This is a genomic window from Actinoplanes octamycinicus, assembly GCF_014205225.1.
GTDB classification, from domain to species: Bacteria; Actinomycetota; Actinomycetes; order Mycobacteriales; family Micromonosporaceae; genus Actinoplanes; species Actinoplanes octamycinicus.
Window position 1 is genome coordinate 1638800 of record NZ_JACHNB010000001.1, and the last position, 25455, is coordinate 1664254.

26 protein-coding genes are annotated in these 25455 nt (G+C 71.7%); 22 read left to right on the forward strand and 4 right to left on the reverse strand.

The genetic code is table 11. The annotated features are described in order from the left end of the window. The first annotated feature begins 1 nt into the window (after position 1). The 3 genes from BJY16_RS07370 to BJY16_RS07380 are packed head-to-tail and all read left to right on the forward strand — an operon-like array spanning position 2 to position 2488. On the forward strand, positions 2–733 hold the full coding sequence (locus tag BJY16_RS07370) for a phosphocholine cytidylyltransferase family protein (protein ID WP_185038345.1): 732 nt from the start codon (positions 2–4) through the stop codon (positions 731–733). Beyond that, complete coding sequence (locus BJY16_RS07375) at positions 721–1782, forward strand: iron-containing alcohol dehydrogenase family protein (RefSeq protein WP_185038346.1); 1062 nt, start codon at positions 721–723, stop codon at positions 1780–1782. Before BJY16_RS07370 ends, BJY16_RS07375 begins: the two co-directional genes overlap by 13 nt. Beyond that, the gene (locus BJY16_RS07380; RefSeq protein WP_185038347.1) at positions 1757–2488 is read left to right on the forward strand and encodes a CDP-alcohol phosphatidyltransferase family protein; all 732 of its coding nucleotides are present in this window, start codon (positions 1757–1759) and stop codon (positions 2486–2488) included. The genes BJY16_RS07375 and BJY16_RS07380 overlap by 26 nt, the downstream gene beginning before the upstream one ends. Here BJY16_RS07380 and BJY16_RS07385 read toward each other — a convergent pair. After that, a complete protein-coding gene (locus BJY16_RS07385; protein ID WP_185038348.1) occupies positions 2460–3641 on the reverse strand; it encodes a glycosyltransferase family 4 protein in 1182 nt (393 codons plus the stop codon). The genes BJY16_RS07380 and BJY16_RS07385 overlap by 29 nt on opposite strands. A 24-nt stretch (positions 3642–3665) precedes the next feature. Between BJY16_RS07385 and BJY16_RS07390 the strand changes: the two genes are divergently transcribed. The 4 genes from BJY16_RS07390 (at position 3666) to BJY16_RS07405 (ending at position 8556) form a co-directional block, all read left to right on the forward strand. Then, positions 3666–4529, forward strand: a complete 864-nt coding sequence (locus BJY16_RS07390; protein WP_185038349.1) for an Fpg/Nei family DNA glycosylase — start codon at positions 3666–3668, stop codon at positions 4527–4529. Positions 4530–4719: 190 nt separating this feature from the next. Beyond that, positions 4720–6315, forward strand: a complete 1596-nt coding sequence (locus BJY16_RS07395) for a sugar transferase (protein ID WP_185038350.1) — start codon at positions 4720–4722, stop codon at positions 6313–6315. A gap of 313 nt (positions 6316–6628) precedes the next feature. Further along, a complete protein-coding gene (locus BJY16_RS07400) occupies positions 6629–7822 on the forward strand; it encodes a sensor histidine kinase (protein WP_185038351.1) in 1194 nt (397 codons plus the stop codon). Beyond that, the gene (locus tag BJY16_RS07405) at positions 7819–8556 is read left to right on the forward strand and encodes a LytR/AlgR family response regulator transcription factor (RefSeq protein WP_185038352.1); all 738 of its coding nucleotides are present in this window, start codon (positions 7819–7821) and stop codon (positions 8554–8556) included. Before BJY16_RS07400 ends, BJY16_RS07405 begins: the two co-directional genes overlap by 4 nt. A gap of 665 nt (positions 8557–9221) precedes the next feature. On the opposite strand, the gene BJY16_RS07410 is transcribed toward BJY16_RS07405, so the two are convergent. Further along, on the reverse strand, positions 9222–9602 hold the full coding sequence (locus BJY16_RS07410) for a hypothetical protein (protein WP_185038353.1): 381 nt from the start codon (positions 9600–9602) through the stop codon (positions 9222–9224). Between the two features lie 554 nt (positions 9603–10156). Between BJY16_RS07410 and BJY16_RS07415 the strand changes: the two genes are divergently transcribed. The 8 genes from BJY16_RS07415 (at position 10157) to BJY16_RS07450 (ending at position 19018) form a co-directional block, all read left to right on the forward strand. Continuing rightward, on the forward strand, positions 10157–10852 hold the full coding sequence (locus BJY16_RS07415) for a response regulator transcription factor (RefSeq protein ID WP_203759044.1): 696 nt from the start codon (positions 10157–10159) through the stop codon (positions 10850–10852). Further along, the gene (locus BJY16_RS07420; protein ID WP_239177408.1) at positions 10849–11901 is read left to right on the forward strand and encodes a HAMP domain-containing sensor histidine kinase; all 1053 of its coding nucleotides are present in this window, start codon (positions 10849–10851) and stop codon (positions 11899–11901) included. Before BJY16_RS07415 ends, BJY16_RS07420 begins: the two co-directional genes overlap by 4 nt. Positions 11902–12022: 121 nt before the next feature. After that, positions 12023–13498, forward strand: coding sequence for a DUF4153 domain-containing protein (locus BJY16_RS07425; protein WP_239177406.1), 1476 nt, complete (start codon positions 12023–12025; stop codon positions 13496–13498). Between the two features lie 31 nt (positions 13499–13529). Beyond that, a complete protein-coding gene (locus BJY16_RS07430; RefSeq protein WP_185038356.1) occupies positions 13530–13913 on the forward strand; it encodes a DUF485 domain-containing protein in 384 nt (127 codons plus the stop codon). Next, the gene (locus tag BJY16_RS07435; protein ID WP_185038357.1) at positions 13910–15535 is read left to right on the forward strand and encodes a sodium/solute symporter; all 1626 of its coding nucleotides are present in this window, start codon (positions 13910–13912) and stop codon (positions 15533–15535) included. Before BJY16_RS07430 ends, BJY16_RS07435 begins: the two co-directional genes overlap by 4 nt. 56 nt (positions 15536–15591) lie before the next feature. Continuing rightward, on the forward strand, positions 15592–16260 hold the full coding sequence (locus tag BJY16_RS07440) for an SCO2207 family protein (protein WP_185038358.1): 669 nt from the start codon (positions 15592–15594) through the stop codon (positions 16258–16260). Positions 16261–16643: 383 nt separating this feature from the next. Continuing rightward, positions 16644–17423, forward strand: coding sequence for an ABC transporter ATP-binding protein (locus BJY16_RS07445; protein WP_185038359.1), 780 nt, complete (start codon positions 16644–16646; stop codon positions 17421–17423). Continuing rightward, positions 17414–19018, forward strand: coding sequence for an ABC transporter permease (locus BJY16_RS07450; protein ID WP_239177398.1), 1605 nt, complete (start codon positions 17414–17416; stop codon positions 19016–19018). The genes BJY16_RS07445 and BJY16_RS07450 overlap by 10 nt, the downstream gene beginning before the upstream one ends. Here the strand turns inward: BJY16_RS07450 and BJY16_RS07455 are convergent. Continuing rightward, positions 19002–19229 (reverse strand): hypothetical protein, encoded by a 228-nt coding sequence (locus BJY16_RS07455; protein WP_185038360.1) that lies wholly within the window; start codon positions 19227–19229, stop codon positions 19002–19004. The two genes, BJY16_RS07450 and BJY16_RS07455, sit on opposite strands and share 17 nt — an antisense overlap. A 116-nt stretch (positions 19230–19345) precedes the next feature. Between BJY16_RS07455 and BJY16_RS07460 the strand changes: the two genes are divergently transcribed. Next, on the forward strand, positions 19346–20053 hold the full coding sequence (locus BJY16_RS07460) for a GntR family transcriptional regulator (RefSeq protein WP_185038361.1): 708 nt from the start codon (positions 19346–19348) through the stop codon (positions 20051–20053). Here BJY16_RS07460 and BJY16_RS07465 read toward each other — a convergent pair. Then, positions 20001–20279, reverse strand: a complete 279-nt coding sequence (locus tag BJY16_RS07465) for a hypothetical protein (RefSeq protein WP_185038362.1) — start codon at positions 20277–20279, stop codon at positions 20001–20003. The two genes, BJY16_RS07460 and BJY16_RS07465, sit on opposite strands and share 53 nt — an antisense overlap. Positions 20280–20379: 100 nt before the next feature. Between BJY16_RS07465 and BJY16_RS07470 the strand changes: the two genes are divergently transcribed. The 6 genes from BJY16_RS07470 to BJY16_RS07495 all read left to right on the forward strand — a co-directional run bounded on the left by BJY16_RS07470 (position 20380) and on the right by BJY16_RS07495 (position 25449). Further along, positions 20380–20889: a flavin reductase family protein gene (locus tag BJY16_RS07470; RefSeq protein ID WP_239177396.1), complete on the forward strand. Its 510-nt coding sequence runs from the start codon at positions 20380–20382 to the stop codon at positions 20887–20889. 109 nt (positions 20890–20998) lie between these two features. Then, positions 20999–21364 carry a DUF485 domain-containing protein gene (locus tag BJY16_RS07475; protein WP_185038364.1) on the forward strand — a complete coding sequence of 122 codons (366 nt, stop codon included), beginning with the start codon at positions 20999–21001 and terminating at the stop codon, positions 21362–21364. Next, positions 21364–23031 carry a monocarboxylic acid transporter gene (locus BJY16_RS07480; protein ID WP_185038365.1) on the forward strand — a complete coding sequence of 556 codons (1668 nt, stop codon included), beginning with the start codon at positions 21364–21366 and terminating at the stop codon, positions 23029–23031. Before BJY16_RS07475 ends, BJY16_RS07480 begins: the two co-directional genes overlap by 1 nt. Positions 23032–23157: 126 nt before the next feature. Beyond that, positions 23158–24297 (forward strand): LCP family protein, encoded by a 1140-nt coding sequence (locus BJY16_RS07485; protein ID WP_185038366.1) that lies wholly within the window; start codon positions 23158–23160, stop codon positions 24295–24297. Positions 24298–24325: 28 nt separating this feature from the next. Then, positions 24326–24661 carry a rhodanese-like domain-containing protein gene (locus BJY16_RS07490; protein WP_185038367.1) on the forward strand — a complete coding sequence of 112 codons (336 nt, stop codon included), beginning with the start codon at positions 24326–24328 and terminating at the stop codon, positions 24659–24661. Then, positions 24658–25449 (forward strand): glycerophosphodiester phosphodiesterase, encoded by a 792-nt coding sequence (locus BJY16_RS07495; protein ID WP_185038368.1) that lies wholly within the window; start codon positions 24658–24660, stop codon positions 25447–25449. Before BJY16_RS07490 ends, BJY16_RS07495 begins: the two co-directional genes overlap by 4 nt. The last annotated feature ends 6 nt before the right edge of the window (positions 25450–25455 follow it).

A 25455-nucleotide genomic window follows, 5' to 3' on the forward strand; every position in this document is an offset into this window, starting at 1 on the left:
CATGATCGGTCTGGTGCTTGCCGCCGGCGCCGGGCGCCGCCTGCGCCCGTACACGGATACGCTGCCGAAGGCGCTCGTCCCGGTCGACGGGGAGACCACGATCATGGACATCTCGCTGCGGAACCTCGCCGCGGCCGGGCTGACCGACGTGACCATCGTCGTCGGCTACTGCGCGAGCGCGGTGGAGGAGCGGGTCGAGGCGTTCCAGAACAAGTACGGCGTGAAGATCTCCCTGGTGCACAACGACAAGGCCGAGGAGTGGAACAACGCCTACTCGCTCTGGCTGGCCCGGGACCACTTCGCGCAGGGCGCCCTGATGGTCAACGGCGACACCGTGCACCCGGTCAGCGTCGAGCAGACGCTGCTCGCCAACCGGGGCCCGAGCATCCTGCTCGCCGTCGACAACGTGAAGAAGCTGGCCGACGAGGAGATGAAGACCGTCTTCGACGCGGACGGCCAGCTCACCAAGATCACCAAGCTGATGGAGCCGTCCGAGGCCTTCGGTGAGTACATCGGTGCCAACATCATCGAGGCGTCCGCCGCGTCCGCCCTGGCCGACGCGCTGAAGACGACGTTCGAGCGGAACCCGGACCTGTACTACGAGGACGGCTTCCAGGAGTACGCGAACCGCGGTGGCGAGGTCCGCGCGGCGACCATCGGCGACCTGCCCTGGGTCGAGGTGGACAACCACGACGACCTGGCGAAAGCCCGGGACATCGCATGCCGCTACTAGCCCGTAGCGTCCAGACCCCGCTGCACATCGACGTGCGGCGGGGCGCGGTCGCCGACCTCGGCCGGATCCTGGCGGACGGCCGGATCTCGGCGGGCGGGGACGTCGCCGTGGTGGTCGGTCCCGGGCTGGGCGAGCGGATCGTCGACCTGCTGCGCCCGTCGCTGCAGTCGGCGAGCGTCTACGTCACCACCGGCGGCACCCTGGACGCCGCCCTGGAGCTGGCCGACAAGCTGCGCTCGGGGAACTTCGACGCGGTGGTCGGCATCGGCGGCGGCAAGACGGTGGACACCGCGAAGTACGCCGCCAGCCGCTGGGGCCTGCCGATGGTCTCGGTCGCCACCAGCCTGGCCAACGACGGCATCGCCTCGCCGGTGGCCAGCCTGATCAACGACGGGATCAAGGGGTCGTACGGGGTGCACATCCCGTTCGGCGTGATCGTCGACCTGGACTTCGTGGAGAACGGGCCGGAGCGGGTCAACCGGGCCGGCATCGGCGACGTGATCAGCAACATCAGCGCGCTGGCCGACTGGGAGCTGGGCCGCCAGGTGCGCGGCGAGCCGGTCGACGGCATCGCCGCCTCGCTGTCCCGGATGGGCGCCGAGGCGATCCTGTCGATGCCCGGCGACCTCAGCGACGACGCGTTCGTCACGGTGCTCGCCGAGGCGCTGATCTCCAGCGGCCTGGCGATGGCGGTCAGCGGCAGCAGCCGCCCGTGCAGCGGCGGCTGTCACGAGATCATCCACGCCACCGACTCGCTCTTCCCGGACACCGCCTCGCACGGCGAGCTGGCCGGGCTGGGCGCGCTGTTCTGCACCTTCCTGCGCGGCGACGAGCGTCGCTTCGGCCAGATGGCCGACTGCCTGGCCCGGCACCAGCTCCCCCGGACCCCGTCCGACGTGGGGCTGGACGCCGACCAGTTCGTGCAGGTCATCGAGTTCGCGCCGCGGACCCGGCCGGACCGCTACACCATCCTCGAGCATCTGGCGATGTCGCCGGACGAGATCCGCCGACAGCTGGCCGAGTATGAGCTCGCCCTCGCGGCCCGCTGAGCCGGGCGCCACGCCCACCGCGGCTGACTACTACGCGGTCAACCGCGGTGGCGGGCTGTTCAGCGAGGCGGTCAGCCAGCGGATCGGGGCGCGGCTGGCGGTCTTCGCGTACCGGAACAAGCTCAGCCCGACCGTGATGACGATCGGCAACCTGGGCATCGGCTGTCTCACCTCGTTCGTGGTGATCGCGACGGCCGGCCCGGTCGCCGACGGCCGGGTGTGGGGCTGGCTGATCGGTCTGATCGCGCTGGTCGGCTGGCAGCTGGCGTACGCGTTCGACTGCTCCGACGGCCAGCTGGCCCGGGTCACCGGCCAGACCAGCGTGGCCGGCGGCCGGCTCGACGTGCTCTGCGACGTGGCCGTGCAGTCCGCCCTGGTGGCCGCGCTCGCGTCGGTCGCCAAGGCGCAGGAGCCGGACACCCCGGCCTGGCTGCTCGCCGGGTTCGCCGCCACCTGGATGGTCAACCTGGTCACCTCGGTGATGCAGGGCGGCGAGCAGGCGGCCAGCATGGTGACCAGCCGGTCGCTGCCGGTCCGGGCGGTCAAGCTGGTCCGCGATTACGGCGCGGTGATCGCCCTGGCCGGCCTGCTGCTCACCGTGGCTCCGCAGTGGACGGTCTGGTTCGTCGCGCTGTTCACCCTGGTGAACGCGGGGTTCCTGGCCGCCAGCATCGCCTTCACCGGGCGGACCGCCCTGCGCGGCTGAGCTCCGCGTAAACCTCGATCAGCCGCTTCGTCAGCACGTCCGGATGGAAGTGGCGCAGATAGCGCTCGCGCGCCGCGGTCGCTGTCCGGGCGGCGCCGTCCCGCGCCACCGGCAGCGCCGCGGCCAGCGCGCCGACCTCCGGCCGGGCCAGCCAGCCGGCCGCGTCCGGGCCGTCGCCGATCATGTAGGGCACCCCGCCGACCGCGGTGCCGAGCACCGGGCGGCCCGCCGACATCGCCTCCAGAACCACCGTGGGCAGCACGTCCTCCCAGGTGGGGACGGCGACCACGACCGCCGACGCACGGCGCGCCGCGGTCATCCCGGCCCGGTCCAGCGGACCCAGGTAGCTGACGTCGGCGCGCTCGGCGGCGACCTGCTCGGCCAGCGGGCGCAGCTCGCCGTCGCCGGCGATGCGCAGCGTGCCGAGGGCGCCGTCCGGGTGCTGCCGCCAGGCGTCGAGCAGCAGGCCGAGGCCCTTCTCCGGGGAGAGCCGGGCGCCGTACAGGAAACCCTCGCCGAGCGGGGCGGGCTGACCCGGGTCGGGGAGGCCGTTGGGTTTGATCACGATGCGCCCGGCCGGGATGCCGTAGTCGGCGAGGTGCGCGGCGATCTTGTCGGTCAGCGCGATGTAGCGGTCCACCGAGCGCCAGGTGGGGCGGTGAACGGCCAGGGTGGTGGCCATGATCGCGCTCTGCGCGGCCGAGCCGCGGTAGCACCGGTTCTTGATCGCCGGCCAGCCGAGCAGCTTGCCGCGGCAGTCGTGGCAGTTGTGCCCGTCCCGGAAGTAGAGGCCGGAGGAGCAGACCTGCCGGTAGTTGTGCACGGTCTGGATGACCGGGACGCCGAAACGGTGGGCCGTTCTGATCACTCGCGGCGAAATAAGCGGATATGGGTTGTGCAAGTGCAGAATATCTGGTTTCTCCGCTTCGAGCAGCGCCGCCAGATCCCGCTGCGCCGCCACACCGAGCATCGGCGAGACCGGCAACAGCGCCTTCTGCCCCGCCGACATCGCGCCGATCGAGTCCGAGCTGCGCTGGAAGGACACCACTTCCAGGCCCGACGCGCGCAACTGCTCGATCTCGGTGTCGACGATGACGTTCTCCCCGGAGGGGATCGCCTCGCGGTACCGGTTGTGTGCCACCACCACCTTCACGGGTCAGAACGCTACCGTGGACGGGTGCCCGAACTCCCCGAGGTCGAGGCGCTCGCCGCTTACCTGCGGGAGCGCGCGGTCGGCCACACCGTGCAGCGCTTCGAGGTGTCCTCGTTCAGCGCGCTGAAGACCTACGACCCGGCGCCGTCCGCGCTGACCGGCCTGCCGATCACCTCGGCCGGCCGGCACGGCAAGTTCCTGGACGTCGGCATCGGCCCCGAGGTGCACCTGGTCGTGCACCTGGCCCGGGCCGGCTGGCTGCACTACCGGGACGCGTTCAAGTCACCGGCCCCGCTCAAGCCGGGCAGCGGCCCGATCGCCATCCGGCTGCGGCTCGACGACGGCTCCGGCTTCGACCTGACCGAGGCGGGCACCCAGAAATCCCTGGCCGCCTACCTGGTGCGCGACCCGCTGACCGAGGTGCCCGGGGTGTCCCGGCTGGGCCCGGACGCGCTCGCGGTCAGCCGCGACGAGTTCGCCGCCCGGCTGAGAGAGCGGAACGGCCAGGTCAAAGGCGTGCTCACCGACCAGGAGGTGCTGGCCGGGATCGGCAACGCCTACTCCGACGAGATCCTGCACGTGGCGAAGATGTCGCCGTTCGCGCTGACCGGCAAGCTCACCGACGAGCAGATCACCACGCTCTACGAGGCGATGCGCGAAGTGGAGACCGACGCGGTCCAGCGCTCGGTCGGGCAGCGGGCGGCCGAGCTCAAGGGCGAGAAACGGGCCGGCATGCGGGTGCACGCCCGGACCGGCCTGCCGTGCCCGGTCTGCGGGGACACCGTGCGGGAGGTCTCCTTCGCCGACAAGAGCCTGCAGTACTGCGCCACCTGCCAGACCGGTGGCAAACCGCTCGCCGACCGCCGCCTGTCCAAGTTGGTCCGGTGACCGCCGCGGCCGATATCGCCACCGCTCGCTTACGGACCGTGGCGGTAAGGATTGCTACCACAACGTCACCTTCTCTCCGGCCGATCCATCGGTATAGTGGCCCGGTCCCTGGATACCGTTGTGACGCGAACGGGTGCCGGTGGACCCGACCACGATCCCGAGGTCGTGGCGGTGCGTAATCTTTTTCCGGATGCGGGAGGACGTAGGCGAAGTGACGACTAGCCTGCATCGCCCAACGACCGACAGCAGCCGGAGTAAACCCGTGGGGTACGACAGCTTCGAGTGGCCGCAACAACAGCAGCAGCCACCGAGCAACGGCGTTCCCCGGTCCGCGTGGAACCGCCAGCACCGCCGGCTCTCCCGGTGGCACCGGCCGTACACCGCGGCCCTGGTCTTCCTCGACCTGATCTCCACGCTGGCGGCCAGCAAGATCGCCGACGTGTCCCTGGAGAAATCCAAGAGCGGTTTCCAGGACAAGAGCTGGCTGTTCCTGCAGGGCGCCGACCTGTTCAGCTTCTTCGCCTACGTCGTCCTGCCGCTCGGCTGGCTGCTGCTGCTCTGGACCAACGGCACCTACGACCGCCGCTACCTGGGCCTGGGCAGCGAAGAGTTCAAGCGGATCGTGCGCACCTCGGTCACCGTGGTGGCCGCCGTGTCGCTGCTCGCCTTCGCCACCAAGACCGACCTGTCCCGCGGCACGGTCGCCACGGTGTCACTCTGCGCATTGCTGTTCATCCTGCTCTGCCGGGTCACCGCACGCCAGGTGCTGCACCTGGCCCGACGCCGCACCGGGCACGGCGCGCACCGGATGATCCTGGTCGGCACGCTGCCCGAGGCGCTCGAGGTCTACACCGCGGTCACCCGCAGCCCGGCCGCCGGCCTGATCCCGGTCGCCATCCACATCACCGACGGTTACGCGGCCGCCCGCGGCATCGAGACGCCGGTCCCGGTCTACGCCGGCCGTGACGTGCTCTCGCTGGTCCGGGAGGTCGGCGCGGACACCATCGCGGTCTGCGGCTCGGCCAGCGCCGAGCCCGGCGAGCTGCGCCGCCTGGCCTGGCAGCTGGAGGGCACCGGCGTCGACCTGGTGGTCGCGCCGCAGCTCACCGACATCGCCGGCCCCCGGGTGCACATCCGCCCGATCGAGGGCCTGCCGCTGCTGCACGTCGAGGAGCCCACCCTCTCCGGCCCCGGCTGGCTGGTGAAAAACCTGCTCGACCGGGTCGCCGCCGGCCTCGGCCTGCTGCTGATCAGCCCGATCCTGGGGATCATCGCGCTCGGCATCCGGCTCTCCGACCCGGGCCCGGTCTTCTTCCGGCAGACCCGGGTCGGCCACGACGGCCGCACGTTCAAGGTCTGGAAGTTCCGGACCATGTATGTGGACGCCGAGGAGCGCAAGGCCACCCTCGAAGAGCTCAACGAGTCCGACGGCATGCTCTTCAAGATGAAGCACGACCCGCGCATCTTCGCCTTCGGCCAGAAACTGCGCGCCACGTCGCTGGACGAGCTGCCCCAGCTGATCAACGTGCTCAAGGGCGAGATGTCGCTGGTCGGCCCGCGCCCGCTGCCCGCCGACGACGGCGACTACCTGGGCGACGTCCGCCGCCGCCTGCTGGTCCGCCCGGGCATCACCGGCCTCTGGCAGGTCTCCGGCCGCTCCGACCTGTCCTGGGACGAGGCGGTCCGGCTGGACCTGTACTACGTCGACAACTGGTCGCTCACCTACGACCTGAGCATTCTCTGGCGCACGATCTGGGTGGTCCTGAAGCGCAAGGGCGCTTACTAAGACCGGCAGATTCATGGACGCGCGTCCGCTGGGGTGCGGACCGCATGCTCCCGCGCGAGCCGGGCACGGCGATCTGGCCGCTGACGCGTCCAGAACGATCGCCGCACCCTTCATTGTCCGCGGCTGGTCACCGAAAACCCTGGCGGCGGCCTCAAGTGGACAGCCCGCGATGTCCGAACTGGAAGCTGCGGGCGTACCGAAAGCTCTGAACAGCGGTCGGCCACGAAGTGCGAACCGCAAGCGGGCGGCCGGTTATCCACAGGCGGGCGAGAGGGCATGGCGTAGACCGCTCCGAGGCGTCAGGATCTGTGCCGTGGCTGGGCAGATCGGAAGTGTGCTGGCGGTCGTCGCCGTGCTGGCGGCGCTGGCCGCCGCGGTGGTGGCCGTCCTACGGCTGCGTGCCCGGCGCGGGATCGCCACGACCATGCAGCGCGCGACCTATGAGGTGCTGCATACCGCGTCCCTGGCCGCCGAGCCGTTGCGTGCCGGGCTGACCCAGGCCACCGCCGCCAAGGCCGTTCGTCACCTGCGCACCCTGGTCGGCGCGGTCGGGCTCAGCCTGGCCGACGCCGAGCGCTGCCTGGCCTTCGACGGCCGCGGCCACCACCACACCGAGCAGCTCACCGCTGCCGCGCAGCGGGCCCTGAGCACCCACCGGTCGATCGTGCTGACCGCCTCCGACCTGCCCTGCGACCGGGTTGACTGCGTGGTGCGCGGCGCCGTGGTGGCCCCGCTGCCCGGCCCGGACGGCGCCGCCTCGGCCGCCCTGGTCGCGGTCGCCGACGATCAGCCGGCTCCGGGTCTGGTGCAGGCCGCGCTGGAGGCCGCCCGCTGGGCCGGTTCGCAGCTGGCGCTGGCCGAGCTGGACTCGTCCCGGGAGCGGCTGGCCCGGGCCGAGGTGCGGGCGCTGCGCGCGCAGATCAGCCCGCACTTCATCTACAACGCGCTGACCGCGATCGCCTCGTTCGTCCGTACCGACCCGGAGCGGGCGCGGGAGCTGATCCTGGAGTTCGCCGAGTTCACGCGGTACTCGTTCCGGGCGCACGGCGAGTTCACCACGCTGGCCGAGGAGCTGCGCTCGATCGACCGCTATCTGACCATCGAGCGGGCCCGGTTCGGCGACCGGCTGCAGGTCCGGTTGCAGATCGCGCCCGAGGTGCTGCCGGTCGGCCTGCCGTTCCTGTGCCTGCAGCCCCTGGTGGAGAACGCGGTCCGCCACGGCCTCTCCCGCAAACCCGGCGTCGGTATGGTGAGCATCGAAGCCCGTGACGCCGGCGCCGAGTGTCACATCACAGTAGAAGACGACGGGGTCGGCATGGATCCGTCGGTGTTCGCCCTGGAGAGCGCGGACGGCGACGACGGCCAGCACGTCGGTCTGGTCAATGTGGACGAGCGCCTGCGGTCGGTGTTCGGCGATCATCACGGCCTGATCGTCGAGACCGCCCCCGGCGCGGGGACGAAGGTGAGCATGCGAGTGCCGAAATTCCATCCGCAGGTGCGCGCATGAGCCTGGTGGTCCTGGCGGTGGACGACGAGCCACCGGCGCTCGACGAGCTGGCCTATCTGCTGAACGCGGACGGGCGGGTGGCCCACGTGCACCGGGCCGGGGACGCGACCGAGGCGCTGCGGGTGCTGCGGGACACCGAGGTGGACGCGGTCTTCCTGGACATCCGGATGCCCGGTCTGGACGGCATGGAGCTGGCCCGGATCCTGCGCCGGTTCGCGCATCCGCCGGCGATCGTCTTCGTCACCGCCTACGACGACGGCGCGGTCGACGCGTTCGACCTGGGGGTGACCGACTACGTGCGGAAACCGGTGCGGGCCGAGCGGCTCGGCGAGTCGCTGCGCAGAGTCGCCGGGTCGCGGACCGCGCCGGCGCCGGCGGTCGTTCCGGACGAGCAGGCCATCCCGGTCGAGCTGGCCGGCACCACCCGGATGCTGCCGCGCTCCTCGGTCCGCTGGGTGGAGGCGCAGGGCGACTATGCCCGGTTGCACACCGCGGACGCCTCGCACCTGGTCCGGGTCTCGCTCGCCACGCTGGCCGAGCGCTGGGCGAACGCCGGTTTCGTCCGCATCCACCGCTCCTACCTGGTCCAGCTGCGCCTGGTCACCGAGCTGCGGCTGACCGGCTCGGGCTACGTGGTCGCGGTCGACGGAGTGGAACTGCCGGTCAGCCGCCGCCACACCCGAGAGCTGAAAGATCGTCTGATCCGCTCAGCCAAGCACGACTGGACCCGCTAATCCACACGCTTATCCACAGCCCCACAGGCTTCTCCACAGAGTTATCCACAGGCAACAGGGGATAACTTGAGTCCCCCGTTAATCGGCGGTCCTCGCCCGTGGCCTCCCTGTGGAAAACATTTCCGCTGATCAACAGCGTGCCGACGACGTAGCGGCGCGGCGCAGCACCGATTCGGCATAGCCGCGCGAGACGGCATAGCGAAGCGGGACGTGACCAGTTGACCGCGGAAAGCGGTGACGCAGCGGGCGGTGGGCGCTCCGGGCGGCGCGACGGCGGGTGACGGAGTGATAGCCCGCGACGATGCGCTTCCCGGGAGGTGTGGTGCCGGGAGGGTGTGGTGGCGGGGAGCGGGCGGTGGCCGGGAGCGCGGGCGGTGGCCGGGCGGTGGCCGGGCGGTGGCCGGGGGCGGGGCGGCGGCCGGGAGGTGTGGTGGCCGGGAGCGGGCGGTGGCCGGGAGCGGCGCGGCGGCCGGGAGGTGTGGTGGCCGGGAGCGGGCGGTGGCCGGGAGCGGCGCGGCGGCCGGGAGGTGTGGTGGCCGGGAGCGGGCGGTGGCCGGGAGCGGCGCGGCGGCCGGGAGGTGTGGTGGCCAGGAGCGGGGTGGCGGCCGGGACGGGGTGGCGGCCGGGACGGGGTGGCGGCCGGGACGGGGTGGCGGCGCGGCGGGTTACTTGGGTGATTGCGGGGACGGGCGGTAGCGGGTGACCGTGCCGAAGGCTTCGTCTCGGAGTTCGACGAAGGTCAGCTGGGGGATCTGGGGGGAGAGTCGGTCGTAGAGGTCCCTGGCTACCAGCTCGAAGGTCGGGCGGAACGGGAACAAGGTTGTCCAGGTGGTGCCAGCCAGTTCGGCGCAATACTTGTCCAGCAGGTCGCCGGCCACGTCCGTGTCGAAGAACCAGCCGCGGTCGCTGAGCTGGGCATCCTCGAAGTCCACGCCGATCCGGAGCAGCACCGGCACCGGCTCACCCGGGGTCAGTACCGAGCGGACCGCGGCGGTCAGTCCCTGCCGGGCGCGGAAGCGCCGTTCCACCTCCACCGTGAACGCCATCCGGCCATCATCTCCACAAGTTGTTCACAACTCCACCTCCAGCCCTCCGCGACCGGTCAATAAGCTGCTGGCCACGCGGCGCGGCCGGTGAGTCACGGGGGCGCACCGGCCCGCGTCGCGAAGCAAGCAGGCTCCGGCGCGTCACCAAAGGCGCAAAACGAGCAGGACACGCACGGGCGCAGCCGAACACGGCCGGACAGAGACACCCGGCACGGCTGCGGACGGCACGGGAGCACAGCCCCCGGCATGGCCGCGAGGAACGGGCCCGCACGGAAAGCAAGGCCCGCGCGGGAAGCACTCCTCGCGCGGAAGCAAGGCCGCGCGGCAAGCACTGCTCGCGCGGAAAGCTAGGCCGCACGGAAGCAAGGCAGCGCGGGAAGCACTGCTCGCACGGAAAGCAAGGCCGCGCGGAAGCAAGGCCGCGCCGGAGGTACCGCTCGCGCGGAAAGCTAGGCCGCACGGAAGCAAGGCCGCGCGGGAAGCACTGCCCGGACAAAGGCACGGCACGGGAAGCACGGCACGGGGAAGCACGGCACGGACGGAGGGTGGGGCGCGTGGAGACGACCGAGCGGCGGATTCTAGTCGTCGAGGACGATCGGGCTATCGCGGACGCGGTGGCGGCCCGGCTGCGCGCCGAAGGGTTTCTGGTGCAGATCGTCGGGGACGGGCCGGGCGCGGTCGAGGCGGCCCGGCGCACCCCGCCGGACGTGATCGTGCTGGACGTCATGCTGCCCGGCTTCGACGGCCTCGAGGTCTGCCGCCGGATCCAGGCCGAACGCCCGACCCCGGTGCTGATGCTCACCGCCCGCGGCGAGGAGACCGACCTGCTGGTCGGCCTGGCGGTGGGCGCCGACGACTACATGGCCAAGCCGTTCTCGATGCGCGAGCTGGCCGCTCGGGTGCACGCCCTGCTGCGCCGGGTCCACAAGGTCGCTCCGGCGCCGAAGCCGGCCGGCCCGCCGACGCTCCGGTTCGGCGACCTGGAGATCAACCAGGCGGAGCGCCGGGTGCTCCGGGCCGGCGCCGAGCGGCACCTCACCCCGACCGAGTTCGACCTGCTGGTGCATCTGGCCCGGGCGCCGCGCACGGTACTGCCCCGGGAACGGCTGCTGGCCGAGGTGTGGGGCTGGGCGGACGCCTCCGGCACCCGGACCGTGGACAGCCACATCAAGGGGCTGCGACGCAAGCTCGGGGCGGACCTCATCCGTACCGTGCACGGGGTTGGTTATGCCTTGGAAGTCGATCGATGAGAGCCCGGCTGATGCAGCTGATCCACGACGTGGCGGCCCGGCTGTTCCGCTGGCTGCCACGCCCGCTGGACCCGGTGCGCTCGATCAAGGCGAAGCTGTCGCTGGCGCTGGGCTTCGCCGGCGGCATCGGCCTGCTGGTCTTCCTGTGGAGCATCGACTTCTACCGGGTCGACGTGCTGTGGGTCGGCATCGCGGCCGCGCTGGGCCTGGTCACCCTGCAGGTGATGGCGCACGGCGCGACCGTTCCGCTGCGCGAGATGACGGTCGCGGCCCGGGCGATGGCCCGCGGCGACTACACCCGCCGGATCCGCACCCGGTCACAGGACGAGGTGGGCGAGCTGGCCGAGGCGTTCAACCAGATGGCCGCCGATCTGGCGGCCGCCGACCAGCAGCGCCGTGAGCTGATCGCGAACGTCTCGCACGAGCTGCGGACGCCGATCACCGCGCTGCGCGGCCTGCTGGAGAACATCGTCGACGGGGTGGCCGACACCGACCCGGAGACGATGCGCACCGCTCTGACCCAGACCGAACGGCTCAGCCGCCTGGTCACCGACCTGCTGGACCTGTCCCGGCTGGACGCCGGCGTGGTGCCGATGCACCGGGAGCTGATCGACGTGCCGGAGTTCCTGGACGAGGTGGCCCGGGAGGCGAAGGTGAACGCCGGCGGCACCGGCCAGGACGTCCGGTTCGAGGTGGCCGCCCCGGCCCTGGTGCTGCCCGGCGACCGGCAGCGGCTGCACCAGGTCTTCGCGAACCTGCTGGACAACGCGGCCCGGCACAGCCCGTCCGGCGGCCTGGTCACGCTGCGCGCCGAGCGCCGTGACGAGCAGGTGCTGTTCGTCGTCACCGACCAGGGCGACGGCATCCCGGTGGCGGACCGGGAGCGGGTCTTCGAACGCTTCACCCGGGGTGAGCGCCCGACCGGGGGCGGCACCGGCCTGGGTCTGGCGATCGCCCGCTGGGTGGTCCAGCTCCACAACGGAACGATCGCGGTGGCCGAGCCGGCCGGGCGCCGCGGCTGCCACATCCACGTGCGCCTGCCCCTGTAGCAGCTCAGAAAAGGACTGATCCGACATGTCCCTGGCACCTCCAGCCCACCACAAGGCACAAATCCCCCTAAATGGGCCGCTGCACGGACCCTGGCCGGACGTCACGCTCTGGGGCCGTCGCATGCCCGGACCGCCCCGCCCGGCCTCCGCCAGCACCGTCGTCGCGATCGGCGCGGCCACCGCGGTCGCCGCGCTGAGCCTGCCGCTCGGCCAGGTAGGCGTCGGCTGGCTGGTCACCGCGGTGGCCGGCGCGATCGCCCTGCTCCTGGCCCGGCCCGCGGCGAGCACGATCCCGGTGCTGGTGCCCCGGCCGGCCGAACCGGTGCGCTGGGACCGGCCGCTCTGGGCGGTGGCCACGGTGGCCCTGCTCGGGGTGGGTACGTTCCGCGCCGCCGGCTGGCTCTTCGCGCTGTGCGTGCTGACCTCGACGATCACCTTCGCGCTGGCGATCGGGGCCGGCCGGTCGATGCGGGCGGTGGCCACCACGTACCTGATGGCTCCGGTGGCGATCCTGCGGTCCGCGCCCTGGCTGGGTCGTGGTCTGGCGCGGATGCGCCGGCCGGGTGGCGGCCCGGCGCCGATGCGGGTGATCGGCACCCTGGCCGTCTCGGTCCTGCTGCTGGTGGTCTTCGGCGTACTCTTCGCGTCGGCCGACCCGGCGTTCGCCGACCTGTTCGCGACGGTGCTGCCGGAGATCAGCGTGGACGGGGTGTTCCGCTGGATCTTCATCTGCTGCGTCACCGCGCCGGTGCTGGGCGGCGCCGCCTTCCTGCGCGCCGCCCCGCCGAACCTGACCGATCTCGATCGCACCGAGGGCCGCACCGTGAACCGGCTGGAGTGGGCCGTGCCGCTGGGCCTGCTCACCCTGCTCTTCGCCACCTTCGTCGCGGTGCAGCTGGCAGTGCTGTTCGGCGGCGAGTCGCACGTGCTGCGCACGGCCGGCCTGACCTACGCCGAGTACGCCCGCGGCGGCTTCTGGCAGCTGTGCTTCGTCACCGGGCTGACCCTGGTGGTATTGGCCGGCGCAGCCCGCTGGGCGCCGCGGCGGACGGCCGGCGACCGGGCGGTGTTCCGCGCGATCCTCGGCACGCTGACCGTGCTGACCCTGGTCATCGTCGCCTCGTCGCTGATCCGGATGCAGGTGTACATCGACACCTACGGCCTGACCCGGCTGCGGTTGCTGGTCGCCCGCTGCGAGGTGTGGTTCGGGGTGATCCTGCTGCTGGTCCTGGTGGCCGGGATCCGGATCCGGGCACCGTGGCTGCCCCGGGCCGCGATCGGCGCCGGGGTGCTGGCCCTGCTCGGCCTGGCGGCGGCGAACCCGGACCTGCTGATCGCCCGCAACCAGGTGGACCGCCCGGCCGGCCGGGTCGACGTCGGCTACCTGGCCGACCTGTCGCTGGACGCGGTGCCGGCGATCGACGGGCTGGCCGACCCGGAGGACCGCACCTGCGTGCTCTACCAGCTGAGCCTGAACCGGGGTGAGGACGGCTGGCGGACCTGGAACCTGGGCCGGGCCACCGCACTGACGTTGATCGGCGACGATCCGCACCCGATCAACCCGGACCGATGCGAGCGGACGCGGTACGGCTATTGACATTCCGCCGGGGGCGGCAAGACTGCCGGACATGGCCGACACACCGCCGCCCCCGCGCACCCGGGTGGTGCTGGGCGACGCGACGGCCGCCCGCCGTCCCGCCGACCCGGCGCGCACCGACCTCGCCGAGCAGACCCCGGTCGGCGAGGCGTTGGTGAAAGGCCTGGTCCGCGCGCAGCTCGCGCTGGCGCTGCGGTTGGCGCTGGTGGTGGTGGCCGGGCTCGGCGCGCTCCCGCTGCTGTTCGCGGTGGCGCCCGCGGTGGGCGGGCTCAAGGTGTTCGGCATGCACCTGCCGTGGGTGCTGCTCGGGGTGCTCTCCTTCCCGTTCCTGGTGCTGGTCGGCGCCGCCTACGTGCACTGGGCCGAGCGCAACGAGCAGGACTTCGCCGCCGTGATCCGCCGCCCGGAACGATGAACCCCTACCTCGTACCGGGGCTGGTGATCGTCGTCCTGGTGACCGTGGCGATCGGCGCGTACGGCCTCCGCTTCGCCCGCACCACCTCGGATTTCCTGGTCGCCTCGCGCAGCGTCAGCCCGTCCTGGAACGCCGCCGCGATCAGCGGCGAGTATCTGTCCGCCGCCTCGTTCCTGGGCGTGGCCGGCCTGATCCTGCGGTACGGCGTCGAGGTCCTCTGGTACCCGGTCGGTTTCGCCGCCGGCTACCTCGCCCTGCTGCTGTTCGTCGCCGCCCCGCTGCGCCGCTCCGGCGCGTTCACCCTGCCCGACTTCTGCGAGGTCCGGCTGGGCTCGGCCGGTCTGCGCCGGCTGGCCACCGCGTTCGTGCTGTTCATCGGCTGCCTCTATCTGCTGCCCCAGTTGCAGGGCGCGGGCCTGACCTTCGCCACGGTGACCGGCGGCTCGTACGCCTGGGGTGCCCTTCTGATCGGCGTGGTGGTCACCGGCAACGTGGCCTTCGGCGGGATGCGTGCGATCACCTTCGTGCAGGCGTTCCAGTACTGGCTGAAGCTGACCGCGCTGGCCGTGCCGATCCTGTTCCTGATCTTCCAGTGGCAGTCCGACGGCCGGCCCGCGGTGACCCCACCGGCCGGTGCGGTGTTCCCGGCCGCGACCAGCGTGGTGATCCAGCAGGACGCGGTGCTGGACGGGATCGGGCCGGTGGCCGCCGGCGCGACGCTGCAGTTCCAGGCCGGTGATCCGGTGCCGCGGGTGAGCACGGTCGACGCCCGGTTCGGCGACGACTGGCTGCGGCCGGGTGGCGAGTCCGGGCTGTTCGGCACGTACTCACTGATCCTGGCGACGTTCCTGGGCACGATGGGGCTGCCGCACGTGCTGGTCCGGTTCTACACGAACCCGGACGGGGCCTCGGCCCGGCGGACCACCCTGGTGGTGCTGGCCATGGTCGGGTTGTTCTACCTGTTGCCGACGCTCTACGGCGTGCTGGGCCGGATCTACACGCCGCAGCTGCTGATGACCGGGCGCACCGACGCGGTGGTGCTGCTGCTGCCGGAGGCCGCGCTGGGCGGCGGGCATCAGGGCCGGCTGCTCGGGGCGCTGGTCACCGCGGGCGCCCTGGCCGCCTTCCTGTCCACCTCGTCCGGGCTGCTGACCAGCGTCGCCGGGGTGATCTTCACGGACGTGCTGCGGCCCGGCCGGTCCGGGTCGGTGCGCGATTTCCGGGTGGCCACGCTGCTGGCCGCGGTGGTGCCGATCAGCATGTCGCTGTTCGTGTCCGACATGGACGTGTCCCGGGTGGTCGGCCTGGCGTTCGCGGTGGCCGCGTCGAGTTTCTGCCCGCTGCTGGTGCTGGGCATCTGGTGGCGGCGACTGACCGACGCCGGGGCGATCGCCGGGATCCTGATCGGCGGGGGCGCCGCGGTGGTGGCGGTCTTCGTCACGGTGTTCGGCGCGGAGCTGCCGAGCGGGCTGGCCGAGTTCGTCGGTCAGCCGGCCGCCTGGACGGTGCCGCTCGCCTTCCTGGTGATGGTCGTCGTGTCGCTGCTGACCAGCCGCCGCGTGCCGCCGGAGGTGGGCGCGACGATGCTGCGGCTGCACGCTCCGGAGTCGCTCAGGAATTAAGGATCTTTAAGGTACGACCCTCGGCCGCGCCGAATTCCCGCCTCGTACTGATGGGCATGAGGAGACCACGCAGGAACGCACAGCAGGGACTTACCGGGCGCAACCGCAAGATTGCCATCGGCGTCGCGATCGCCGCCCTGGCCGGTGGCGCGCTGGCCGTCGGCACCGGGATGAGCAACGCCGCCACCAACTGCGGCGGCCTGGACCAGTCGCTGCGCGAGAACCTCGCCTTCATGGCCGACCAGCGGGCGCATCCCACCGCGCAGACCGACGCCGTGCTGGCGAACCGGCAGGCCGTGGTCGACCTGATCAACCTGCAGCGGCGGGAGGCGGGCTGCACCGGCAACGTCGCCGCCCCGGCCGCGCCGGCCCAGAAGCCGACCACCAAGCCGCCGGCTCAGCAGGCGACGAAGCCGCCGGCTCAGCAGGCGACGGCGACCAGCGCCCCGGCCGGCGCCGCCAACGGCACCGGGGCCGGCGAGGTCGTCTGCAAGGGCTCGACCGTGACGCTGTCCGGCGAGGCCGGCGAGCCGTTCGCGTCCAGCGGCACCTTCCCGGTCGGCACCCGGCTGAAGGTCACGAACCTGGACAACAACAAGAGCGTCACGGTGACCGTGCAGACCACCTCGGGCAGTTGCGTGCTGCTCAACAACGCGGCCTTCGAACTGGTCCGCGAACCGGGCAAATTCCTGATCCGCCGCGCGGTGATCGAGCGGGTCGGCTGATCGGGTCCGGGTGTTCCGCGTTTCCCCCGTTTCGCCGCGGAACACCCGGCCCTTTCAGGCACCGGAAATAGCACCCGGTATTTCTGTGACGCAGCAAAGAAGTCGCGACGCAACCCCTGCTTCACATCGCGGAATCTCCGCTGGTCGCGCAGATCTTGCGCCGATCCGCGTCGATCGAGCAAGCGGAAACAGAGCGCTGTGACCAGCGTGACAGCCACTCGAAAATGTCAATTAACTGAACTTATCGTCGTACCGGATATCCATTGTGGAATGCGCCGGATTCGGCCGAACCGGCACGCCGTTCTGCCCGGACCGCCGCAACGTGCCGCCGGCCGGATGTTCCGGCTGGTCGCGGCCCGGATGCCCGGCTAGCGTCCGTAGACATGACGGCCCCGGCACCTCGCCCGCCCGAGCCACCCGCGGCGATGTCGTTGCGCGGGCTGGTCCGGCGCTTCGACACCAAGCTCGCGGTCGCCGGGGTCAGCCTGGACGTGCCCGCCGGGTCGTTCTACGGCCTGCTCGGCCCCAACGGGGCCGGCAAGACCACCACTCTCTCCATGGCCGTGGGCCTGTTGCGGCCCGACGCGGGTCAGGCCTTCCTGCTCGGGTACGACGTCTGGCACGCCCCCACCCAGGCCAAGTCCCTGGTCGGCGTGCTCCCCGACGGCGCCCGGCTGTTCGACCGGCTGAGCGGCCCGGAGCTGCTGGCCTACCACGGTCTGCTGCGCGGCATGCCGGCCACCGTGGTCGACCAGCGCGCCCGCGACCTGCTCGACGTCCTGGAGCTGGGCGTCGACAACCGCACCCTGGTGATCGACTACTCGGCCGGGATGAAGAAGAAGATCGGCCTGGCCTGCGCGCTGCTGCACGCCCCGCGCCTGCTGGTGCTGGACGAGCCGTTCGAGGCGGTGGACCCGGTGTCGGCCGCGCTGATCCGCGACATCCTGCAGCGGTACGTGGCCGGCGGCGGCACGGTGGTCTTCTCCAGTCACGTGCTGGAGGTGGTCGAGCGGCTCTGCTCGCACGTCGCGATCATGTCGGACGGCGTGCTCCGGATGCACGGCACGCTCGACACGGTCCGCGCCGGTCGCCCGCTGCAGGACGTGTTCGTGCAGGTGGTGGGCGGCCGGGTGGCCACCGGCTCGGAGCTGGCGTGGCTCTGACCGGCGAGCCCGGGGTGTGGCCGTTCGTCCGGCTGAAACTCCGGCTCACCGCGAACGGGTTGCGCGGCCGCCCGGCCCGGGTGGCGCTGTTCCTGACCGGCGCCGGCGCCGCCACCCTGCTGGCGGTGCTGGGCTACGCCGGGTTCGCGCTGCCCGGGGCGCTGCACGACGGGCGGGCGGCCGGGATGCTGCTGCCGTTCGGCGGCGCGCTGCTGATGCTCGGCTGGCTCTTCCTGCCGCTGCTGTTCTTCGGCGTGGACGAGACGCTGGACCCGGCCCGGTTCGCGCTGCTGCCGCTCCGCCGGCGCACCCTGATCGCCGGGCTCGGCGCGTCCGCCCTGGTCGGGCTGCCGGCCCTGGCCACCCTCGCGGCCACCGCCGGCATGGTGCACACCTGCGCGCGGCTGGGTGGTCCGGTGGCTGCGGTCACCGAGGCGTTCGGAGTGCTCGGCGGGCTGCTTCTCTGCGTGCTGCTGAGCCGGGCGGTGACCAGCGCGTTCGCCACCGCGCTGCGGTCCCGGCGGGCGCGGGACCTGGCCACCATCCTGCTGGCCGTGGTGGCCGCCTCGGCCGGGCCGCTGCAGCTGCTCCTGCTCGGCCTGGTGAATCGGGCCGACTGGGACAACGTGGCGGCGCTCGCCGAGGCCGGTGGGTGGACGCCGCTCGGGGCGCCGTACTCGATCGGCTTGGACGTCGCCGCGGGGCGCGCGTGGGCCGTACCGGTGAAGGTCCTGATCGTGCTGGCCGCCGTGAGCGGCCTGATCCTGTGGTGGAGCCGGAGCCTGGAGCAGGCGATGGCCGGCGCCTCGGCGGCCGGCGGCCGGCGGGTGGCGCGCGGCCGGGCGGACGGCCGCGGACCGGTCGCCCAGCTGGTCTTCCGGGGCTGGCCACGGACCCGGTTCGGCGCGCTGGTGGCCCGGGAGACGCGCTACTGGTGGCGGGAGAACCGGCGGCGGGCCGGGCTGGTCGCGCTGACCATGGCCGGGCTGTTCCTGCCGATCACCTCGATGCTCGGCCCGGACCCACGGCTGGCCGGCGGGATGGCCTTCATGGTCGGCGCGGTCGCCCCGGTCGCGCTGGCCAACCAGTTCGGCTACGACGGCAGCGCCTACGCCACCAACCTGGCGATCGGGATACCCGGCCGGCTCGAGATCCACTCCCGGGCGGCGGCGCACGCCCTGGTCACCGTGCCGCTGCTGGTCCTGGTCGCGGTGCTGGCCGGGCTGCTCGCCGGCGATCCGGCGCAGATCCCGGCGCGGCTCGGCACGCTGCTCGCGGTCTACGGCACCGGGCTCGCCGTGCTGCTGCCGATCTCGGTACGCGCCGCCTACGCCCTGCCCGAGTCGACCGGGCCGTTCGCCGTCTCGTCCGGCGGCGGGCTGGCCAAGGGCCTGCCCAGCGTCGCCGGAATGGCCGGCGGAATCATCGGCGCGCTGCCGGTGGTGCTGGCCGGATATCTGCTCGGCCCGGCGTGGACGTGGGCCGGTCTGCCGATCGGCCTGGGATATGCGGTAGCCACCTATCTGGTCGGTTCCGGAATTGCCGGAGATCTGCTGGACCGCCGGATGCCGGAAGTGCTCAGCGCAGTTTCTTGAGACCGTCCCGGCGGACGAATATCAGCCGCCGCTCGGTGGCGTCACCGGTCGGCCCGAGCACATATCCGTCGATCCACAACCAACCGGCATAGGTCAGTCGCGGATCGACGCGAATCACCCGGAACATCAGGGCCCGATCGCCGGCGAACTGGACACTCGCGGCGCCGCCGACGTGCAGCACATCGCCCGCGCGCGGCACGTCGTCGGTCATTGCGGCACCCCCGGACGACATTACACAAAATGTGTAATCAAAAGACACCCCGGCGACTGTCCACTTTCGAGGGTCGATGAGGCACCATGATCCTTTCTTGATGGAGGGGAGTGGCCTTGACTGCCGTTCCGGACGACGGTTACCGCTCGCGTCAGCGGCAGCTCGCCGGCGACCTGCGCGCGCTGATCCTGGCCGGCGACATCGGCCCCGCCCAGCGCCTGCCGAGCACCGCCGAACTGACCCGGCGCTACGCGGTCACCAACATGACGGTCACCCGGGCGCTGCGCATCCTCAAGGCCGAGGGCCTGGTCACCGGGCACAAGGGACGGTCGGTGACGGCGACCGGCCGGCGCCCGGCCACGGTGGCCGCCGGCTTCGAGGACGGCGAGGCCCGGCTGCTCGAGGTCGGCGAGACGCCGGCGCCGGCCCCGGTCGCGCGAGCCTTCGGCCTGGACCGGGCCGAGCCGGTGGTGGTCCGTCACCAGCTGCGGCTGCTCGACACCGAGCCGGCCGAGCTGAGCTGGACCTACTACCCGGCCACGCTGGCCCGCGGCACGGTGCTGGCCGGGCCGGACCCGCTGCCGGAGGGCTCACCGGCGGCGCTGGCCGGGCTCGGGCACCCGCTGCGGCGCGTCGTCGACCAGGTGTCGGTGCGCCCGGCCACGGTGGCCGAGTTCCTCGCGCTGCGGCTGCCCGAGGACATCCCGGTGCTCCGGCAGTTCCGGGTCGGTTACACCGACGGCGAGCGGCCGGTCGAGGCGACCGTGATGATCAAGGCCGGCCAGCAGTTCGAGATCCGTTACGAGGTGCCGGCACCCGGTTGACCCGGATCGGGCGCAGGCCGTCCTGCCGGACGAAGATGCGCCGCCGCTGCAACGCGTTGCCTGCCGGGCCGACGACATAGCCGTCCAGCCAGATCCAGCCGTCGTAGGTGACCCGCGGGTCGACCCGGATGATCCGGAAGGTCAGGGCCCGGTCGCCGGAGAACTGCACGCTCGCGTCGGGTCCGACGTGAACGACGTCGCCCGGTCGTAACACCACCTGGGGCATGCGCCGTCCCCTTCCCGCCAGAGGTCCCCAGGAAAAAATAGCCGTTGATCAATTGAATCGGGTAGCCGCGTGCACGATCTGTAATCGGGAGAATGTCCGGGTGACGATTCACTCCACCGACCCGTTCGCCGTGCCGGACGGGGAGAAGTCGCCGGTGCGGCGGCTCCGCGGCCGGCTCGCCGCCCCGGTCACGCTCTGGACCGCGTCCGGCCCGGCCGGGCTCACCGTCTCCTCCACCCTGGTCGCCGACGGTGACCCGGGCCGGGTGCTCGGCCTGATCGACGAGGAGAGCGACTTCTGGGACGCCGCCGAGCGGGCCGGGCGGTTCGCGGTCACCCCGCTCACCCCGGCCGACCGGCAGCTGGCCGACAAGTTCGCCGGGCTGATGCCGGCGCCGGGTGGGCTGTTCGCCACCGGCGAGTGGCGGGAGACCGCGTACGGGCCGGTGCCCGCGCACGCCGGGGCCTGGGCCGGCTGCCGGCTGGACGGCTCCCGGCCGTGCGGCTGGGCGCTGCTGGTCGAGGCGGTCATCGAGGAGGCGTCGTTCCCGGCGGCCACCCCGCCGCTGGTGCACTTCCGGGGACGGTACGCGGAGCTGACTGACCGCTGAGCGCAGTCAGACCACCACTCAGCGCAGACGCCGACCGGCGGGCCGGGGCGGGCGGCTTTCCTTCGTACCGTGCCGGAAAGTCCACTCCGCCCACGAAGGTGGTGACACCGTGCCGGCCACCCCCGAGAGATATCTCGAGGTGCAGAACTCCGAGGAATTCGGGCGACTGCGCCATACGCTCCGCCGCTTCATCTTCCCGACGACGATCGCGTTCATCCTCTGGTACGCGCTGTATGTCCTGCTCACCGCGTACGCGCGGGACTTCATGGCGATCAAGCTGGTCGGCAACATCAACGTCGGCCTGCTGTTCGGCCTGCTCCAGTTCGTCTCCACGTTCGTGATCGCCTGGTACTACGCGAAGTTCGCCGCGCAGAAGGTCGACCCGCTCGCGGACGACATCTACAAGGAGATCGACCACCAGGGCACCGCCGACACCGCCACCACCGCGGCCACCGATGAGGGGAGCACGGTCTGATGTTCCTCTCGGCCGAGGCCGCGTCCAGCACCTCGCGGACGCTGACCATCACGCTCTTCCTGATCTTCGTGGCGATCACCCTGGGCATCACCATCTGGGCGAGCCGGCAGACCAAGACCGCCACCGACTTCTACGCCGGCGGCCGGCAGTTCTCCGGCTTCCAGAACGGCATGGCGATCGGCGGCGACTACATGTCGGCCGCGTCGTTCCTCGGCATCGCCGGCCTGATCGCGCTCTACGGCTACGACGGCTTCCTCTACTCGATCGGCTTCCTGGTCGCCTGGCTGGTGGCGCTGCTGCTGGTCGCCGAGTTCCTGCGCAACTCCGGCCGGTACACGATGGCCGACGTGCTGGCCTTCCGGATGCGCCAGCGCCCGGTCCGGCTGGGCGCCTCGGTCTCCACCGTGGTGGTGTCGATCTTCTACCTGATCGCCCAGATGGTCGGCGCCGGCGCGCTGGTGTCGCTGCTGCTGGGGATCACCGCGGACCAGACCTTCCTGGGGATGAACGCCGGCACCGCCAAGACCGTCACGATCATCCTGGTCGGCGCCCTGATGATCGTCTACGTGGTGGTCGGCGGCATGAAGGGCACCACCTACGTGCAGATCGTCAAGGCGTTCATGCTGATGACCGGCGCCCTGGTGATGACCCTGCTGGTGCTGGCGCACTACAAGTTCAACCTGTCCGCGCTGCTCGGTGACGCCGCCGCGCAGTCCGGCAAGGGCGCCGCCTTCCTGGAACCGGGCCTGCGGTACGGCGTGGAGACGGCCGGCGACGCGACGAAGACCTTCTACAGCAAGATGGACCTGCTCTCGCTGGGCCTCGCGCTGGTCCTCGGCACGGCCGGTCTGCCGCACATCCTGACCCGGTTCTACACCGTGCCGACCGCCCGGATCGCCCGCAAGAGCGTGCTCTGGGCGATCGGCATCATCGGTACCTTCTACCTGTTCACCCTGGCCCTCGGCTTCGGCGCGGCGGCCCTGGTGGGCGGCAAGGCGATCACCGCGCAGGACAAGGCGGGCAACACCGCGGCGCCGCAGCTGGCACAGAAGCTCGGCATCGACTACCTGGGCGGGGAGACCGGCGGCGCGGTGCTGCTGGCGATCATCGCGGCGGTCGCCTTCGCGACCATCCTGGCCGTGGTGGCCGGCCTGACCCTGGCGTCGTCGTCGAGCGTGGCGCACGACTTCTACGCCAACGTGCTCAAGCGAGGCCAGGCGTCCGAGCGCAGCGAGGTCGGCGTCGCCCGGATCTCCGCCTTCGTGATCGGCGCGGTCGCGATCACGCTGTCCATCTTCGCGCAGAGCCTGAACGTGGCGTTCCTGGTCGCGCTGGCCTTCGCGGTGGCCGCGTCGGCGAACCTGCCGGCCATCCTCTACAGCCTGTTCTGGCGGCGCTTCAACACCGCCGGCGCGCTCTGGTCGATCTACGGCGGCCTGCTCAGCGCGGTGATCCTGGTGTTCTTCTCGCCGGTGGTGTCCGGTTCGCCCACGGCGATGTTCCCGGACCAGGACTGGCACTGGTTCCCGCTGTCCAACCCGGGCATCATCTCGATCCCGCTGGGCTTCTTCTTCGGCTGGCTGGGCACCGTGCTCAGCAAGGAGACCGACGAGAAGAAGTACGCCGAGCTGGAGGTCCGGTCGCTGACCGGGCACGGCGCCCACTGAACCCACCTCGGAACACCCCGGGCCGGCGTCGTCGCCGCGCCGGCCCGGGCCCGGGGGTACTCCCACGTTCGTGCCGAACCGGGTCGTGCGGCCGGATAGCTGGGCACGGCGACCTAACCTGGTGCCATGTCTGCGACCACCTCTCCCAGCGGCAACTCCTCCGGACGGGCCTCCGTCCCGCCGTCCGGGCCGACCGGACGCCCGGTCTCCCCCGGTGGGCCGGGTGAGCGGGGCCGGTCCTACGGCGGCGGCTCCTACAAGGGCGGCCGCACCAAGCCGCGCTGGGGCCGGATCGCCCTGGTCGCCGGCGCCGTGGTGCTGGTCCTCGCGGTGATCGGCGGCGTCTACGCGATCAACTACGTCAACGGCATCGACGACGACCTCAAGCGCACCGACGCCTTCGCCGGGCTCACCGGCGACCGGCCGGCCAAGACGGTGGACGGCGCGTTCAACATCCTGCTCGTCGGCAGCGACTCGCGGGACCCGGACGCCAAGGAGGACCAGGCGAACGCCTGGCGCGCGGACACGCTGATGCTCATGCACGTGCCGGCCGACCACAAGAGCGCCCAGCTCATCTCGATTCCCCGGGACCTGTGGGTGGTCGTGCCCAAGGCCAACGGCGCGGCGTGCAGCGAGGGCTCGCGGGCGAAGATCAACGCCTCGTTCGCCTTCGGTGGCCTGCCCCGCGCGGTGCACACCGTCGAGTGCCTGACCGGCGTGAAGATCGACCACGTGGTGGCGATCGACTTCGGCGGCTTCAAGGAGGTCACCAACGCGCTCGGCGGCGTCGACCTCAAAGTCGACAAGACCATCACGTCGATCCACAAGCCGTTCCGGGTGTTCAAGAAGGGCATGATGCACATGAACGGCGCCCAGGCCCTGGACTGGGTGCGCCAGCGGTACCAGTTCCCCCGCGGTGACTTCGACCGGCAGCGGCACCAGCAGGAGTTCCTCAAAGCGATCATGGACAAGGCGGCCAGCAGCGGCACGCTGACCAGCCCCGGCAAGCTGGACGACTTCCTCACCGCGGTGGCCGCCGCGGTCACCGTCGACCAGGACTTCTCGCTCAAGGACATCGCCCTGCAGTTCCGCAACCTGCGCTCGGACAACCTGACCTTCCTGACCAGCCCGAACAAGGGCAGCGAGACGATCAACGGGCAGTCCGTGGTGGTCTCCGACCGGGAGAAGGCGCTGGCCCTGTTCGAAGCGGTCAAGTCCGACAAAATGACGGACTACCTCGCGGCGAACCCGGTCAAGAAGTCCTGACCGGAACCGAAGCCTTAGGCTGGATGCCGTGTTCGGACCTCAGGTACCCAGCGTGACCCCGGATCAGGTCGGCGCCGACGCCTACCTCCTCGACGTTCGCGAGCCGGACGAGTGGGTGGCCGGGCATGCGCCCGGCGCCCACCACCTGCCGATGATGGAGGTGCCGGCCCGGATGGCCGAGGTGCCCGCCGACGGCGAGGTCGTGGTGATCTGCCGGGCCGGCGGCCGGTCCGGCCAGGTGGTGGCCTACCTGATGAACAACGGGTGGGACAACGTGCGCAACCTCGACGGGGGGATGCAGTCCTGGGCGGCGCACGGCCGTGACCTGGTCAGCGAGGACGGACAGTCGGCCCGGGTGCTGTGACCAGCGGGTACCGGCCACTCGTCTTCGCCCATCGGGGCGGCGCCGACGCGTTGCCCGAGCACACGCTCGGGGCCTACCTGCGCGCGCTGGAGGACGGCGTCGACGGGCTGGAGTGCGACGTCCGGCTCACCCGCGACGGCCACCTGGTCTGCGTGCACGACCGCCGGCTGAACCGGACCAGCAACGGCAAAGGGCTGGTCAGCCGGCGCACCCTGGCCCAGCTCGACGAGTTCAACTACGGCTCCTGGCACCCCGGCTACCCGGCCGACGAGGAGCTGCCCGACCTGAGCCGGCTGCTCACCCTGGAGCGGCTGCTGGAGGCGGTGGTGGACTCCGGCCGGCCGGTGCGCCTGCTGATCGAGACCAAACACCCGTCCCGGTACGGCGCCGAGGTGGAGCGCCGGCTGGTCCGGATGCTGCGCCGGTTCGGGCTGGCCGAGCCGAAACCGGACGACCCGGTGCAGGTGACGGTGATGTCGTTCGCGGCGCTGGCGCTGCGCCGGATCCGCGCCCAGGCGCCCGGCGTGCCCACCGTCTACCTGCTGGAGCTGCTGCCGCCCGGGGTGGGCAAGGGCAAGCTGCCGTTCGGCGCGCGGATCGCCGGGCCCGGCGTGGACCTGGTCCGCAGCCGGCCCGGGCTGCTGCCGGCGATGCGGGCGGCCGGCCACCGGACGTACGTCTGGACCGTCAACGAGCCGGACGACCTGGAGTTGGTCCTCCAGCACCGGGTGGACGGCGTGATCAGCGACCGGCCGAAGTTCGTGCTGGAGCGACTGGCACAGATGTGATCCTGG

Bases quoted from the DNA above. Each gene is read 5' to 3' on its own strand.
- BJY16_RS07410 (WP_185038353.1), bottom strand. From the start codon at position 9,602: ATGGCGTTCACGGTGGAGGTGGAACGGCGCTTCCGCGCCCGGCAGGGA.
- BJY16_RS07380 (WP_185038347.1), top strand. From the start codon at position 1,757: ATGAGCTCGCCCTCGCGGCCCGCTGAGCCGGGCGCCACGCCCACCGCG.
- BJY16_RS07465 (WP_185038362.1), bottom strand. From the start codon at position 20,279: ATGCCCCAGGTGGTGTTACGACCGGGCGACGTCGTTCACGTCGGACCC.
- BJY16_RS07425 (WP_239177406.1), top strand. From the start codon at position 12,023: ATGCCCGGACCGCCCCGCCCGGCCTCCGCCAGCACCGTCGTCGCGATC.
- BJY16_RS07435 (WP_185038357.1), top strand. From the start codon at position 13,910: ATGAACCCCTACCTCGTACCGGGGCTGGTGATCGTCGTCCTGGTGACC.
- BJY16_RS07405 (WP_185038352.1), top strand. From the start codon at position 7,819: ATGAGCCTGGTGGTCCTGGCGGTGGACGACGAGCCACCGGCGCTCGAC.
- BJY16_RS07445 (WP_185038359.1), top strand. From the start codon at position 16,644: ATGACGGCCCCGGCACCTCGCCCGCCCGAGCCACCCGCGGCGATGTCG.
- BJY16_RS07370 (WP_185038345.1), top strand. From the start codon at position 2: ATGATCGGTCTGGTGCTTGCCGCCGGCGCCGGGCGCCGCCTGCGCCCG.
- BJY16_RS07430 (WP_185038356.1), top strand. From the start codon at position 13,530: ATGGCCGACACACCGCCGCCCCCGCGCACCCGGGTGGTGCTGGGCGAC.
- BJY16_RS07480 (WP_185038365.1), top strand. From the start codon at position 21,364: ATGTTCCTCTCGGCCGAGGCCGCGTCCAGCACCTCGCGGACGCTGACC.
- BJY16_RS07440 (WP_185038358.1), top strand. From the start codon at position 15,592: ATGAGGAGACCACGCAGGAACGCACAGCAGGGACTTACCGGGCGCAAC.
- BJY16_RS07455 (WP_185038360.1), bottom strand. From the start codon at position 19,229: ATGACCGACGACGTGCCGCGCGCGGGCGATGTGCTGCACGTCGGCGGC.
- BJY16_RS07395 (WP_185038350.1), top strand. From the start codon at position 4,720: ATGCGGGAGGACGTAGGCGAAGTGACGACTAGCCTGCATCGCCCAACG.
- BJY16_RS07420 (WP_239177408.1), top strand. From the start codon at position 10,849: ATGAGAGCCCGGCTGATGCAGCTGATCCACGACGTGGCGGCCCGGCTG.
- BJY16_RS07375 (WP_185038346.1), top strand. From the start codon at position 721: ATGCCGCTACTAGCCCGTAGCGTCCAGACCCCGCTGCACATCGACGTG.
- BJY16_RS07485 (WP_185038366.1), top strand. From the start codon at position 23,158: ATGTCTGCGACCACCTCTCCCAGCGGCAACTCCTCCGGACGGGCCTCC.